Raw genomic sequence first — 13,944 nt, 5'->3', positions numbered from 1 at the left:
CGAATTCTGGGGTGGCGGTGATCCGAAGACCGGCACCGGGGCGCGCATGGCCCCGAGTACGGCTACCAGCGATGACCGAGAACTTCTCGTCGAAGGTCACCACGACGCGGTCGCCGTCGAGATCGGGTCGGCGCGCACAGTCGACCGAATAGTTGATGGCGCTCATGGTTGCGTCGGCGGACTCGTCGTGGACCAGTTCCTTTCAGTGCCGGACCGTCCACGGCCGGCCCCCTCGTGAAAGCGGCAGGTGACACGAGTGCGGTAGCGGTTCATCAGACGCTCTCGCGTCCATTCACGACGAGGATAAATTCGATGCGCCGCTCCACTCTCATTGCTGCCACCGCCACGAGGGCCGCCACGGTCCAATTTTCCGAATGCGGACTGAATTCTGGTTCGTCATCGACGGACGACAGTGGTTTGGCGTCGTTGTCAGAGGCAGCGGGCGCCATGTTGACACTGGATACCGTTCAAGTCGCTGACGCCATAGGTGCAGCAGAAACCTCCCGGGCGAAGTCCGCTGCCATATCGCAGTGGATCGGTCAGTCGATGTTGTCGATCGAATGATCACTGGGCGAAAACTTGCTGCGGAATTCGCCATGTATTCCCTGGGTAGTGGCGGTCAGGCGCATTGATGCTCATGGTGGCCGATATTCCTCTTCCCGACGGGTGTGGCTTTCGCGGAAATTGCTGAAGTGCATTATGGCTGCCGTCTTGATGGCGGCGGAAGCTCGGATATCGGGTCGACTGCGTCATGGGTGGGCGGTGTCATTCGCGACGTCCTTGCTCGGGCTCACCGTCGGGGGAGCAGGCTCGCCCCGTGGTGCCCGCCCCGTGGTGCCCCCACCGGGACTCGAACCCGGAACACGCGGATTTTAAGTCCGCTGCCTCTGCCAATTGGGCTATAGGGGCGCGCCAATAGCATGACACGGACGCCTCGGATCGTCGGCGGCGGATCGCATCTCTGCGGCGGAAGTGACGAAGGATCGTCGTCAGACGATGGATGCGGCCTTGACCCGGTGACTTTCTGCCGATAACTTAACGGGGGTAACTCACCTTCCGCGGCTGGAGTGGCCATGCTGGACCGTTTGACTCGATTCGTGACCGGTCTTCCCAAAACCGTTCTTGCTGTGGCCTTCGTGCTGCTCGTCTGCTGCGGACTGTACGGCGCGTCCGCAGCGGATCATCTGCTCGCCGGCGGCTATGAGGACCCGAACTCCGAGTCGGCGAAGGCGGCCTCGGTCATCGACAAGACCTTCGATCGGGGTGGCCCGCAGTTCGTTCTCAAGCTCGACGGCGCGCCGGGAGTCGACATGGCGACCGACCCGACCGCCAAGACGACGGGTCAACTGATCATCTCGGAACTGGGCTCGAGCGGCCACGTGCAGCAACCGATCCTGTCGGTTTGGACCAATCCCGACCTCGCTCCGGCGCTGCTGAGCAAGGACAGGTCGTCGGCGCTGATCGTCACGACTCTCACCGGCGGTGAGATCGATGCACCGCGCTACGCCGGGGAACTCGCCCAGCGCTACAACGGCACGCGTGAGGGCATCACCATCCGGGCCGGTGGGCAGGCGATGGTGTTCCACGACGTCAACGCACAGACCACCCGCGACCTTGCCGTCGCCGAGGCCATCGCGATCCCCATCAGCTTCCTCGTGCTCATCGTCGTGTTCGGGGGAGTGGTGGCGGCGCTGCTGCCGATCCTCGTCGGCGTCGTCGCGATCGTTGCGACCTTCGCGATGCTGCGTGTCATCGGGTCGATGACCGACGTGTCGATCTTCGCGCTGAATCTCACCACCGCAATGGGTTTGGCGCTGGCGATCGACTACACCCTGCTGCTGGTGACCCGATATCGCGAAGAACTCGCCGCTGGCCGGGATACGCGGTCGGCGATCGCGATGATGATGCACACCGCAGGCCGGACGGTTACCTTCTCCGGCGTCACCGTCGCACTGTCGTTGTGCGCCTTGGCGATCTTCCCGATGTACTTCCTACGGTCGTTCGCCTACGCGGGACTCGGAGTGGTCGTCGTCGCCGTACTCGCCGCACTGCTGCTGACCCCGGCTTTGCTCATGCTGCTCGGTCCGCGTATCGACGCACTCGACGCCCGCCGACCACTGCGCCGGCTCCTTGGGCGGGGCGAGCCCGCACCGGTGCCGATCGAGCAGGGCCGGTGGTATCGATTCGTCAGTGCTGTTCTGCGGCACGCTGTTCCGGTGGGTGCCGGCGTGATCTTGGTGCTGTTGGTCCTGGGAGCCCCGTTCGCATCGATCACCTTCGGCTTCCCCGACGACCGGGTCCTGCCGAAGACGGCCACCGTGCACCAGGTGTCGGAGGAGATGCGCACCGATTTCGCCGAGAACCTCTCGGGCGCGCTGACCGTCGTCATCGACGGTGGTACCGACCGGACGCGCATGGAGTACGCCCAAACGCTCTCGCGTGTCGACGGGATCAGTTCGGTGTCGGGCGCTGCGGGCACCTTCGTCGACGGCAGGCAAGTGGCACCACCGCAGCCCGGTGACCTCCAGCGGGCCGCCGACGGCACCACCGCGCTGCTGTCGGTCAGCGGCAGCGCACGGCCCCTGACCGACGCCGGCGCCGACGAACTCGCAGCCCTGCGTGCAGCGCCCGTCCCGGAGGGTATGACGTCGCAGTTCGCCGGTCTACAAGCCAGAAACACCGACACCGTCGACTCCATCTACGCGCACCTGCCGTGGGTGCTCGGTGTGATCGCCCTTGCCACGTTCGTTCTGCTGTTCCTGTTCACCGGCAGTGTCGTCCTGCCGCTCAAGGCGCTGGTCCTCAACGTGTTGTCGCTGTCGGCGACGTTCGGGGCGATGGTGTGGTTCTTTCAGGAGGGCCACCTGGGCGGACTGGGAACCACCGCAACGGGGTTCCTGGTGGCCACCATGCCGGTGCTGATGTTCTGTATCGCCTTCGGGCTGTCGATGGACTACGAGGTGTTCCTGCTCGGTCGAATTCGTGAGGAGTGGCTGGCCTCGGACCGCACGCGGGCGGCCAATGATCACGCCGTGGCCGTCGGCCTGGCGCGTACCGGTCGCGTCGTCACCGCCGCCGCCCTATTGATGAGCATCGTGTTCGCGGGAATCGCTGCGTCGGAGGTGTCGTTCATGCGTATGTTCGGCGTAGGCCTGACTCTGGCGGTGCTGATGGATGCCACCGTCATTCGCATGTTGCTGGTACCGGCGTTCATGCGGATCGCCGGCCGCGCCAACTGGTGGGCACCGCGTCCGCTGCGGGCGCTGCACGATCGCATCGGACTCACCGAGGCGGGACCGCCCGATCCTCGGATCGCCGACGAACGCACAACGGCACAGGACCCCACCGACCACCAGCCCGCACAAGACCGTCAGGAGACACGTGACCATCCAGAGGCGGCGGACCAGATCCCCCCGCGGATCGGGTGAACTGCTCGCCGACGAGATCATCGACGCCGCCACCGACCTACTCCTCGACGAGGCAGATGCGTCGGCGGTGTCGATCCGTGCGGTCGCCACCCGCGTCGGGGTGACGCCGCCGTCTATCTATTTGCACTTCGCCGACAAGGACGCACTTCTCGACGCCGTGTGCGCCCACTACTTCGAGAAACTCGACGAGAAACTGGCCGACGCCGAGCACGGTGTGGCCGACCCGCTGGAGCGGGCGTTGAGCCTCGGGATGGCCTATATCCGGTTCGCGCTGTCGACCCCGGTGCTGTACCGGCAGGCGTTCTCCCGCGTCACCGCCGACACCCCGACACGGGTCGACGAGGTGCTCGCCACGTCGGCGGTCGTACGGTTCTCCCGCACCGTGAGCGAACTCGCCGAGGCGGGGATGTTCGAGGCCGAGGAGGTTGCCGACATCGTGCTCGAATGGTGGTCGGCCGCTCACGGCATAGCCTCGCTGATGATCTCCAAACCAGGCCTGAACTGGGGCGACGACCTTGAGCGTAGTGAGACGATGCTGCGGTCGATGTGTCTGGGCCGCGCCGTGATGGGTGTGACCGCAGCCCGAGAGCCCGGTGAGGTCCGCAGTCTGATGGCCGAGTTGAGTGCCCGCTGACCGATTTGTCGGACCCAGGGTTCTGACGCGAATGGTCAAGAGAAGGTAAAGTCGGAACTCTGACGGGTGATCGCCCGTTGTTCAGACGAGATACCGACTCACGTTCAGATAGGGAGCGCCAGGTGCGAGATAGCAGCAATCCGGTGATGCGCGGCGTGGTCCGCGACAATCAGACCGCCGGCGGCTATGCGGGCTTCGGCACCGGTGCGGCCGGTGCCGGTCAGGCAGCCATGTACAACCAGTACGGCCAGCAGGTGCCGCCGTACACCCAGCAGCCCACCACCACGACCCGGCAGCTCACCATCGATGACGTCGTCACCAAGACCGCCATCACCCTGGGCGTACTTACCATCTCGGCGATCGCGGCCTATTTCCTGGTCTCGGCGAACAAAGCGCTTGCGATGCCACTCTTCGGCATCGGTGCCATCGGCGGGCTCGTCCTGGTACTGATCGCCTCGTTCGGTCGCAAGCAGGACAATCCGGCGATCGTGCTGGGGTATGCGGTGTTCGAGGGCTTGTTCGTAGGATCGATCTCCTACGTCTTCGCCAACTGGATGGTCAGCGAGACCAGTGCCGGTGCACTGATCGGGCAGGCCGTGCTGGGCACCTTCGGTGTGTTCTTCGGCATGTTGCTGGTCTACAAGGTCGGAGCGATCCGCGTGACCCCCCGGTTCACCCGGATGCTGTTCGCCGGGCTCATCGGCGTCATCGTGCTGATGGTCGGCAACTTGATCATGAGCTTGTTCACCGGCGGTGCCGGGATTCTGCGTGACGGTGGTCCGATCGCGATCATCTTCTCGCTGATCTGCATCGCGCTGGCCGCGTTCAGCTTCCTCGTCGACTTCGATGCCGCCGACCGCCTTATCCGCGCCGGCGCCCCCGACCGCGCTGCCTGGGGTGTGGCCCTGGGCCTGACGGTCACCCTGGTCTGGCTCTACGTCGAGATCCTGCGACTGCTGAGCTACTTCCAGTCGGACTAGTTCTTCGGCATCAAAGAAGAACCCCGCTCCTTCGGCGAAGGAGCGGGGTTTCTTTGTTCTGATCAGCTCAGCTCAGGCGCTCGAGCACCATCGCCATGCCCTGACCGCCACCGACGCACATCGACTCGATGCCGAAGGTCTTGTCGTGGGTCTGCAGGTTGTTCAGCAGAGTGGTGGTGATGCGGGCACCGGTCATACCGAAGGGGTGGCCGAGGGCGATTGCGCCGCCGGACACGTTGAGCTTGTCGTGGTCGATGCCGAGGGCGTCGGCCGAGCCGAGCACCTGTACCGCGAAGGCCTCGTTGATCTCGACCAGGTCGATGTCGGACAGCGACATCCCCGACACCTTCAACACCTTGCGGATCGCCTCGATCGGGCCGAGTCCCATGATCTCCGGCGACAGACCGGTCGCAGCGGTGGCGACCACCCGTGCCAAAGGGGTCAGGCCGAGTGCCTTGGCCTTGGTGTCGCTCATGATCACCAGGGCGGCCGCGCCGTCGTTGAGCGGGCAGGCGTTGCCCGCGGTGATGGTGCCGTCGGGGCGGAACACCGGCTTGAGCTGGCTGACCTTCTCATAGGTGGTACCGGCGCGCGGGCCGTCGTCGGTGCTGACCACGGTGCCGTCGGGCAGGGTGACAGGATCGATCTCGCGCTCGAAGAAGCCGGCCTTGATGGCCTCTTCTGCGAGGTTATGGCTGCGCACTCCCCAACGATCCTGGTCTTCTCGGGAGATTCCGGTGTAGCTCGCGACGTTCTCGGCGGTTTGGCCCATCGCGATGTAGACGTCGGGCAGGATGCCGTCCTCGCGCGGATCGTGCCACGCCGAGGCCCCGCTCTGAGCGGACTTCTCGGTGCGGGCGATCGCGTCGTCGAAGATGGGGTTCTTGGAGTCCGGGGCGCCGTCGGCACCACCGGAGATCCCGAAGCTCGAGACGCTTTCGACGCCGCCGGAGATGAAGACGTCGCCTTCGCCGGAGCGGATGGCGTGCAACGCCATCCGGGTGGTCTGCAACGACGACGAGCAGTAGCGGTTCACCGTGACACCGGGGATGTGGTCGTAGCCGAGTTCGACGGCGAGCAGGCGGCCGATGTTGTAGCCGCCCTGTCCGGCGGGCTGGCCGATGCCCCAGTGGATGTCCTCGATGTCGGCCGGGTCGAGTTCGGGAACCTTCGCCAGAGCGGCGGCGATCATCTGGCGAGAGAGCTCGTCGGGACGGATGTCCTTCAGGGACCCCTTCCCGGCGCGGCCGATCGGGGAGCGGGCATGGGCAACAATCACGGCTTCAGGCATGTGGCCCAGATTACTGGACCGCGCGATGCGGCCGATCGGGTGCCATCGGGTGGGGCGGCTATCCGGGGTCTGGCGTGACCAACGGTAGGAAGACCTCGTCGACGATCTCCTCGAGCGTCTGGTCGGCCACCGGTGCCAGCGTCATCATCACCTCGTGCCGGTAGAGGTCGAACGGCACGGCAACCACTCGCGAGGTGAGCCGGGTCGGGTCGACCTCGCCACGGGCGACAGCTCGGTCGAGGATTGCCTCGACAGCCGAGTATCGTTCGCCGATCAGCACCGCGCGCAAGTCGCGTGGCGTGTCCCCGGTCTCGGCATAGAATTCGCCGAGCGCGGCGCTGAGCATGACGAGGAAGTTCGACCGGTTGTGGTTGGCGTCGCGCAGCGCTGCGAGCAGATCCCCGCGCAGCGTCCCGGTATCGGCGAGGGCGGGGGTAGCCAGCTCGCCGCGGCGTCGGATCACCGCACGCACCAGGTCGGCGCGGTCTGTCCATCGGCGATAGAGCACGGGTCGGCTCGTGCCCGCTCGCTCGGCCACCGCCTCGAACGTCAGGCCGCCGTAACCGCGGTCACACAACTGATCCCACGCGGCGTCGAGGATCGCCGCCTCGAGTTCCGCCCCACGGCGACGGGTCGGTTTCGCCCGCTCCTCAAGAGCCACTTGCGTATCTTATCGCGTCGGTCTACGGTCGGGATATAGATACACATCTGTATCTTAGAACTGCGTGAGGAACGAGGCCCGCTCATGTCCACCACTGTGCGGAACGGCGAAGCGACCAACGGCGAACAGGCGCCGACGCAGGAGGTACCGCGCGAGGTCCGGCGGGTGGCGACCGCGGTCATCGTCGGACTCATCGCGCCCATCCTGGACACCACGATCGTGACCATCGCGCTCGACGCCTTGAGTCGGGATCTGCACGCGACGGTGAGCACCGTGCAATGGGTGAGTACGGGGTATCTTCTCGCACTCGCGGTGGCTGTTCCGTTGGCGGGTTGGGCAGCAACCCGATTCGGCTCCCGCGCAGCATGGACCGCCGGGCTCGTGCTGTTCTTCGCCGGATCGGTGATGTGCGCGGCTTCGTGGAACATCGACTCGCTCATCGCCTTTCGGGTGATCCAGGGATTCGGTGCCGGGCTGATCATGCCGCTGATGACGTCGATACTGGTGGCGGCCTCCGGCGGGGTGGCGCTGGGCCGGCTGGTGGCGATGGTGAGTCTGCCGACTGCGCTCGGGCCGATCGTGGGGCCGGTGGTCGGCGGGATCATCCTGAACTGGCTCGATTGGCGCTGGCTGTTCCTGGTCAACGTGCCCTTATGCATCGCCGCACTGATCCTCGCGAGACGTATCCCCGCCGACCGTAGCTCCGCGGCACCGCTCGACATACTCGGATTGCTCCTACTTGCACCCGGTCTGGCGGCATTGCTGCTCGGTATCTCCAATGCGCACAACGGAATCGGGCAGATGGACGTGATCGTTCCGGTCGCCGCGGGCGTGGTGTTGACCGCCGCCTTCACCTGGCATGCGCTGCGTCGGAATGGAGTCGCCCTGGTCAACGTCGGTGAACTGCGTCGGCGTTCGGTGAGCGTCTCATCGCTTGGATTGTGCTTCTTCGGCATTGCCTCCTTTGGTGCGATGTTCTTGATGCCCTTGTACTTTCAGCAGATCCGGGGTGACTCGGTCCTGCAGGCCGCGCTCGTGCTCATCCCGCAGGGTGTCGGGGCACTGGCCACCCGAAGCGTGGCCGGACGGTTCACCGACACGATCGGCGCACGGTGGGTTGCGGTCACCGGCTTCGCGGTGGTGGCCGTGGCGACGGTTCCGTTCGCGCTCGCCGGTGATCACACCACCACGATCTGGTTGATGGTGGTCCTCCTCGTTCGCGGCTTCGGTCTCGGAACGCTGCTGTCGCCGCTGATGTCGGCCGGCTTCGTCGGATTGCCGGGTTCGGCACGTCACGACGTCAGCATGCTGAACCGGACCTTCCAACAGGTGGGCGGATCGTTCGGCACGGCCCTGCTCGCGGTGGTGTTGACCGCGGGGATGGGTGCGAGCACCGGATTCCACGACGCGTTCTGGTGGGCTGCGGGTCTCGCCGCCGTCGGCGCCGCGGTGTCGCTGCTGCTGCCCGACGGTCGCGCCGCGGCCCGACAGGGATAAAGGGGCGACGCTCAGCGCACCGTACGAGCGATCCGCAGGACCCTTTCGGCGAGTTTGCTGTTGTCCACCGACGGCGACACCTCGGGCGGCTCGGGCAGCGGCTCGGGACCCCACTCGCCGAGCGCCGCGAGCACCTCCGGAAGCAGGATGTCGGCGGCGAGCCCATATCCGTCGGCGGACGGGTGGTAACGGTCGAAGGAGAACATCCGGTCCGGGGCGTCGCGGAAGTCCTCCGCCAGCAGATCGGCCATCGGGACCGCCCGCCCGCCCCCCGAGACGACCGCTGCCTTCTGTCGCGCTGCCAGCCGCAGCCCCCATATCCGCAGCACCGAGCGCAGCGGTTGGGGAATCGCGGTGATCACACCGAAATCGGGGCAGGTGCCGACCACCACCTGGGCGTCGATCGCGCGCAATCTGCGCACCGCCGACCCGAGCCGGCCCGCCGAGGCGCGGACCCCGTTGCGGGCGGTGACGTCGTTGGCGCCCACCAGGATCACCGCGATGTCGGGACGGTCACCGGCGATGAGCATGGCATCGATCTGCGCGGCCAGGCCCTTCGACGTCGCGCCGACGATCGCCTTGTTGCTGTAGCGCACCACGCGCCCGGTCTCGACCGCCACCCGGCGGGCCACCCGTGCGCCCGGGGTCTGCGTGCCGGTGTCGGCGCCGAGACCGGCGGCGGTGGAATCCCCGAACACCGCGAGATGCAGCTCGATCTCGTCACGATTGTCACGGGTGACCCGATGCGGGCCGCTGCCATCGGGCCGATAGATCCCGTCACCGTCGGGAGCGTTGTCGGTGCGGTGTGGGATGACGGTGCGCGCTTTCTGCGCCTGCCACACCAGAAGGTTGTAGCCGCCCCACGTGATGCCTGCGGCGGCGGTCGTCGCGGCCGCGGTGGCCCCGAGATCGCGCAGCAGATGGTGGTCGGTGGGGCGCGGACCGGTCACGGGTGACAGCTTACCGATGCCTCCGTCGGCGACTGGTGACCTGCGGGTCTGCGGGTCGCCCTCGGCACGGCGATCTGCGATGATCCGGGAATCGACGTCGGATGGGAAGGCCGGAGGCGGTTCTGGGACCATGGAGGGCATGCGCATCGCCAATCACGTCGTCGACCTGGTGGGCAACACGCCCCTGGTCAAACTCAATTCGGTGGTCACGCCCGGCTCCGGGCTGGTGGCGGCCAAGGTCGAATACCTCAACCCCGGGGGTAGCAGCAAGGACCGCATCGCACTCCGCATGATCGAGGCCGCCGAGAAATCCGGTGCGCTCAAGCCCGGCGGCACCATCGTCGAGCCGACGTCGGGTAACACCGGGGTCGGTCTGGCGCTCGTCGCACAGCAACGCGGATACCACTGCGTGTTCGTCTGCCCCGACAAGGTCGGCGAGGACAAGCGCAACGTGCTCCGCGCCTACGGCGCCGAGGTCGTCGTCTGCCCCACAGCGGTCGCGCCCGAGCACCCCGACAGCTATTACAACGTCTCCGACCGGCTGGTCCGCGAGATCGACGGAGCGTGGAAGCCCAATCAGTACGCGAATCCCGCTGGGCCGCAGAGCCACTACGAGACAACCGGTCCAGAGATCTGGGCCGACACCGACGGCCGGGTCACCCACTTCGTGGCCGGCGTCGGCACCGGCGGCACCATCACCGGCACCGGGCGCTACCTCAAGGAGGTCTCCGGCGGTGCGGTGAAGGTCGTCGGTGTTGACCCCGAGGGGTCGGTGTACTCCGGCGGCACCGGACGGCCCTACCTGGTGGAGGGTGTCGGCGAGGACTTCTGGCCGGAGGCATATGACTCGAGCGTGCCCGACGAGATCATCGCGGTCTCCGACGCCGACTCCTTCGACATGACGCGACGACTCGCCCGTGAGGAGGGCCTGCTGGTCGGCGGATCGTGCGGGATGGCCGTGGTCGCGGCGCTGCGGGTCGCCGAGCGCGAGGGCCCCGATGCCGTCGTCGTCGTGCTGCTGCCCGACGGGGGCCGCGGCTACATGGCGAAGATCTTCAACGACGAGTGGATGAGCAGCTACGGCTTCCTGCGAACCCCTCTCGACGCCAAGGCCACCGAACCACTCGTCGGCGACGTGCTGCGCGGCAAGACCGGCGCACTGCCCGACCTGGTGCATACCCACCCGTCGGAGACCTTGCGCGACGCCATCGAGATCCTTCGTGAATACGGGGTGTCGCAGATGCCGGTCGTCGGCGCCGAACCGCCGGTGATGGCCGGCGAGGTCGCCGGAGCGGTCACCGAACGGGATTTGCTCAGCGCGGTGTTCGAAGGCCGCGCCAACCTCGCCGACCCGGTGTCGGCGCACATGGGAGAACCGTTCCCGCTCATCGGTTCCGGCGAGCCGGTATCGGCGGCCACCACAGCGCTCTCGGACACCGACGCGCTGATGGTGGTCGAGGACGGCAAGCCGATCGGCGTCATCACCCGCCATGATCTGTTGGCCTTCGTCAGCACCCATCCGACCATCACCGCCGGCTGACGCCGGCGTCCCCGACGTCCACCGACGAGGAGTTATCCCGTGAGTCCCCAGCAGCGTCCCCGCGGTTTCGCCACCGACGCCATCCACGCCGGCTACGAGCCCAACCCGCTCAACGGTGCGGTCAACGTCCCGATCTATGCCAGCTCGACCTTCGCCCAGGACGGTGTCGGGGGCATGCGCGATGGATTCGAATACGCCCGCACCGGCAACCCGACGCGCCGGGTGCTCGAGGCGAACATCGCCGCCATCGAACACGGCACCCACGGAAGGGGTTTCGCCTCCGGGATGGCCGCCACCGACGCGTTGCTCCGCGCGTGCCTGCGCCCGGGGGATCATCTGGTCATCCCGAATGACGCCTACGGCGGCACCTTCCGGCTCATCGACAAGGTCTTCACCCAGTGGGGCATCACCTATTCGGTCGCGCCGGTCACCGACGCCGATGCCCTCCGTGCGGCGATCACCCCGCAGACGAAGCTGGTGTGGGTGGAGACGCCCACCAATCCGCTGCTCAACGTCGGCGACATCGAACAGGCCGCCGCGATCGCCCACGATGCCGGCGCAAAGTTGGTGGTGGACAACACCTTTGCCACACCGTACCTGCAGCAGCCGCTGTCGCTGGGGGCTGACGTCGTGCTGCACTCGACGACGAAGTACCTCGGCGGGCACTCCGACGTGGTCGGCGGCGCCCTGGTCACCGATGATGCCGAACTCGACGACGCGATCGCCTTTCTGCAGAACGGGGCCGGTGCAGTACCCGGGCCCTTCGACGCCTACCTGACCATGCGCGGTATCAAGACCCTGGCAGTTCGGATGGAAAAGCACTGCGATAACGCCGAAGCCGTCGTCGAGTTCTTGTCGAATCACGACCGGATCGACCGTGTGCTCTACCCGGGGCTGCCGACGCACCCGGGTAACGAGGTGGCGAGCAAGCAGATGAAGCGATTCGGCGGGATGGTCTCGGTCCTCGTCGCCGGCGGCATCGAGGACGCCCAGAAGTTCTGCGCTCGCACCGAGGTGTTCACCCTCGCCGAATCCCTGGGCGGGATTGAGTCACTCATCGAGCATCCCGGCGCGATGACTCACGCGTCGACGGCGGGCTCACTGCTCGAGGTGCCCGCCAACCTGGTGCGGCTGTCGGTCGGCATCGAGGACGTCGACGACATCCTCGCCGACCTCGAGCAGGCTCTGCAGTAGCGATGCCGATGCTGATTACCGCGTCCGAGATCGCCGACGCCGTCGCCCAACTGCGTGGCGTCATGCGCCGTACTCCGCTGGTTGCGTCCCGAGTGCTCAGCGAGCGCGCCGACCGTGAGGTCTGGGTCAAGTGCGAGAACCTGCAACGCACCGGCTCGTTCAAACCGCGCGGCGCCTACTACCGCATCAGCCGGCTGAGCCCGGCCGAACGCGAGCGCGGTGTGGTTGCGGCCAGTGCGGGCAACCACGCGCAGGGCGTGGCGTGGTCGGCGAGCAGACTGGGGATCTCCTCGCGGGTATACATGCCGGTCGGTGCGGCCTTGCCGAAGATCGCTGCCACCCGCGCCTACGGCGCCGAGGTGGAGTTCGTCGGTACCACGATCGACGAATCCCTGGTCGCCGCGCGCGAGTTCGCCGAGCGAACCCAGGCAGTACTCATCCACCCGTTCGATCATCGCGACATCGTGATCGGCCAGGCGACCGTCGGTGTGGAGATCTGTGAGCAGATGCCCGACGTCGGCACGATCGTGGTGCCGCTCGGCGGTGGCGGGCTGCTCGCGGGGATCGCGGCCGCGGTCAAGACCGTTCGCCCCGACGTGCGGATCATCGGTGTGCAGGCCGCCGCGGCGGCTGCGTGGCCGCAGTCGTTGGCCGCCGGCTCGCCGACGGCCGCCGCGCGGATGGCGACGATGGCCGACGGTATCGCGGTGGCACTACCGGGGGAGGTTCCGTTCGCCCACGTGACCGAACTCGTCGACGACGTTGTCACCGTCGACGAGGATGCGTTGGCGACCGCGTTACTTCTGATGCTTGAGCGCGCCAAGATCCTCGTCGAACCCGCCGGGGCCGCCGGGGTGGCGGCGGTCATGGAAGGTGTATGTGGGCAGTTGTCGGGGCAGGTCTGCGTGGTGGCCTCCGGCGGCAACATCGATCCGCTCGTGCTCAGCCACGTCACCACGACCGGACTGAGCGCCGCCGGACGGTTCCTCACCGTCACCGCCACCGTGCCCGACCGCCCCGGCGGCCTGATCTCGTTATTGGAAATGCTGCGTGATCAGGGTGCCAGCGTCGTCGACGTGGTCCATTCACGTGTTGCCGAGGGACTCGCGCTCGGGCAGGTGCAGGTGACCGTCAGCGCGGAGACTCGGGGGCCCGATCACCAGGCGACGGTACGTGAGGCGCTGGCACAGGCCGGTTTCCTGCGTTGAGTCGCTGATCTGTCGACGTGCCGAGCCGCCCGGTCGGGGTCAGGCCTGCGGGGTCAGATGTGCGAAGTGGCGCAGGGTGTCCGATTCGATGCTCTTGAATACCGGTACCGAGGCCGGGTTGGAGAACGCGTTCAATGCCCGCGACGACGGGCCGAGTTCGAGGGCGAACGCCCACACCAGGCGGGACCCGACCGCCGCCGGGGTGATCTCGGTGTACTCGCCGAAGCGTCGCATCCCGGGGACATTGACCTTTGCTACGCGAAAAGCGTTGTGGTAGCTCGAGTTCTCGGCATACTCGGTCCAATCGAAGAACACCTCTGAGAGCGTGACGTAGCCCGGGGCGAGCGATGCCTGCCGGGTGGTGCCGACGCCGAACGGGGCCGCCGAGGTGAACTCGATCGACTTGATCGCCTTACACCAGTCCAGGGTGTTCGGCCGGGTCAGTTCAGCCCACGCGCGCTGCGGTGACACCGGGATGTTGATGTCGATGCGGTACGAGATCGGTGCCGAGTCGAAAAAGTCGAGGTCGAACGGTTGGAGGTCATAGGTGCGCGCCATGAG

Annotated in this window: 12 protein-coding genes, 1 tRNA gene and 1 pseudogene; 7 read left to right on the top strand and 7 right to left on the bottom strand. The window is 66.8% G+C overall.

Going from position 1 to position 13,944, the window contains the following annotated elements:
* Positions 1–79 precede the first annotated feature (79 nt).
* From EF294_RS21930 to EF294_RS05500, 3 genes and pseudogenes are all read right to left on the bottom strand, one after another.
* Positions 80–202: pseudogene (locus EF294_RS21930) on the bottom strand (cyanase); the annotation flags it as partial.
* A gap of 70 nt (positions 203–272) precedes the next feature.
* Positions 273–449 carry a hypothetical protein gene (locus EF294_RS21325; protein ID WP_185090950.1) on the bottom strand — a complete coding sequence of 59 codons (177 nt, stop codon included), beginning with the start codon at positions 447–449 and terminating at the stop codon, positions 273–275.
* 383 nt (positions 450–832) lie between these two features.
* Positions 833–909: transfer RNA gene (locus EF294_RS05500), tRNA-Leu, on the bottom strand.
* Positions 910–1,073: 164 nt separating this feature from the next.
* Here EF294_RS05500 and EF294_RS05495 point away from each other — a divergent pair.
* The 3 genes from EF294_RS05495 (at position 1,074) to EF294_RS05485 (ending at position 5,042) form a co-directional block, all read left to right on the top strand.
* Positions 1,074–3,428 (top strand): MMPL family transporter, encoded by a 2,355-nt coding sequence (locus EF294_RS05495; protein ID WP_123926452.1) that lies wholly within the window; start codon positions 1,074–1,076, stop codon positions 3,426–3,428.
* Positions 3,382–4,062: a TetR/AcrR family transcriptional regulator gene (locus EF294_RS05490; protein ID WP_123926449.1), complete on the top strand. Its 681-nt coding sequence runs from the start codon at positions 3,382–3,384 to the stop codon at positions 4,060–4,062. The genes EF294_RS05495 and EF294_RS05490 overlap by 47 nt, the downstream gene beginning before the upstream one ends.
* A gap of 122 nt (positions 4,063–4,184) precedes the next feature.
* Positions 4,185–5,042: a Bax inhibitor-1/YccA family protein gene (locus EF294_RS05485; protein ID WP_123926446.1), complete on the top strand. Its 858-nt coding sequence runs from the start codon at positions 4,185–4,187 to the stop codon at positions 5,040–5,042.
* A gap of 67 nt (positions 5,043–5,109) precedes the next feature.
* On the opposite strand, the gene EF294_RS05480 is transcribed toward EF294_RS05485, so the two are convergent.
* Together EF294_RS05480 and EF294_RS05475 are read right to left on the bottom strand one after the other, a co-directional pair.
* Positions 5,110–6,333: an acetyl-CoA C-acetyltransferase gene (locus EF294_RS05480; RefSeq protein WP_123926442.1), complete on the bottom strand. Its 1,224-nt coding sequence runs from the start codon at positions 6,331–6,333 to the stop codon at positions 5,110–5,112.
* A 58-nt stretch (positions 6,334–6,391) separates the two neighbouring features.
* On the bottom strand, positions 6,392–6,994 hold the full coding sequence (locus EF294_RS05475) for a TetR/AcrR family transcriptional regulator (RefSeq protein WP_123926438.1): 603 nt from the start codon (positions 6,992–6,994) through the stop codon (positions 6,392–6,394).
* Between the two features lie 84 nt (positions 6,995–7,078).
* Here EF294_RS05475 and EF294_RS05470 point away from each other — a divergent pair, with 84 nt between their 5' ends.
* Positions 7,079–8,491 (top strand): MDR family MFS transporter, encoded by a 1,413-nt coding sequence (locus EF294_RS05470; RefSeq protein WP_123926435.1) that lies wholly within the window; start codon positions 7,079–7,081, stop codon positions 8,489–8,491.
* Between the two features lie 11 nt (positions 8,492–8,502).
* Here the strand turns inward: EF294_RS05470 and EF294_RS05465 are convergent, their stop codons facing one another.
* Positions 8,503–9,441, bottom strand: coding sequence for an SGNH/GDSL hydrolase family protein (locus tag EF294_RS05465; protein ID WP_123926432.1), 939 nt, complete (start codon positions 9,439–9,441; stop codon positions 8,503–8,505).
* Positions 9,442–9,580: 139 nt separating this feature from the next.
* On the opposite strand from EF294_RS05465, the gene EF294_RS05460 reads away from it, so the two are divergent.
* The 3 genes from EF294_RS05460 to ilvA are packed head-to-tail and all read left to right on the top strand — an operon-like array spanning position 9,581 to position 13,383.
* Entirely contained in the window at positions 9,581–10,981 is a 1,401-nt protein-coding gene (locus EF294_RS05460; RefSeq protein ID WP_123926429.1) for a cystathionine beta-synthase, read from the top strand.
* A 39-nt stretch (positions 10,982–11,020) separates the two neighbouring features.
* Complete coding sequence (locus EF294_RS05455) at positions 11,021–12,175, top strand: cystathionine gamma-synthase (RefSeq protein WP_123926425.1); 1,155 nt, start codon at positions 11,021–11,023, stop codon at positions 12,173–12,175.
* 8 nt (positions 12,176–12,183) lie between these two features.
* The gene (gene ilvA, locus EF294_RS05450) at positions 12,184–13,383 is read left to right on the top strand and encodes a threonine ammonia-lyase (protein ID WP_123926422.1); all 1,200 of its coding nucleotides are present in this window, start codon (positions 12,184–12,186) and stop codon (positions 13,381–13,383) included.
* A gap of 39 nt (positions 13,384–13,422) precedes the next feature.
* Here ilvA and EF294_RS05445 read toward each other — a convergent pair whose 3' ends face one another.
* Positions 13,423–13,941, bottom strand: a complete 519-nt coding sequence (locus EF294_RS05445) for an SRPBCC family protein (RefSeq protein ID WP_123926419.1) — start codon at positions 13,939–13,941, stop codon at positions 13,423–13,425.
* Between the last annotated feature and the right edge of the window lie 3 nt (positions 13,942–13,944).

It is taken from the genome of Gordonia oryzae (assembly GCF_003797185.1).
GTDB classification, from domain to species: Bacteria; Actinomycetota; Actinomycetes; order Mycobacteriales; family Mycobacteriaceae; genus Gordonia; species Gordonia oryzae.
This window is presented reverse-complemented; position numbering and strand designations above follow the sequence as displayed.

Coding starts and splice junctions, on each gene's coding strand:
- EF294_RS21325 (WP_185090950.1), bottom strand. CDS start 449: ATGGCGCCCGCTGCCTCTGACAACGACGCCAAACCACTGTCGTCCGTC.
- EF294_RS05495 (WP_123926452.1), top strand. CDS start 1,074: ATGCTGGACCGTTTGACTCGATTCGTGACCGGTCTTCCCAAAACCGTT.
- EF294_RS05480 (WP_123926442.1), bottom strand. CDS start 6,333: ATGCCTGAAGCCGTGATTGTTGCCCATGCCCGCTCCCCGATCGGCCGC.
- EF294_RS05470 (WP_123926435.1), top strand. CDS start 7,079: ATGTCCACCACTGTGCGGAACGGCGAAGCGACCAACGGCGAACAGGCG.
- EF294_RS05460 (WP_123926429.1), top strand. CDS start 9,581: ATGCGCATCGCCAATCACGTCGTCGACCTGGTGGGCAACACGCCCCTG.
- ilvA (WP_123926422.1), top strand. CDS start 12,184: ATGCTGATTACCGCGTCCGAGATCGCCGACGCCGTCGCCCAACTGCGT.
- EF294_RS05445 (WP_123926419.1), bottom strand. CDS start 13,941: ATGGCGCGCACCTATGACCTCCAACCGTTCGACCTCGACTTTTTCGAC.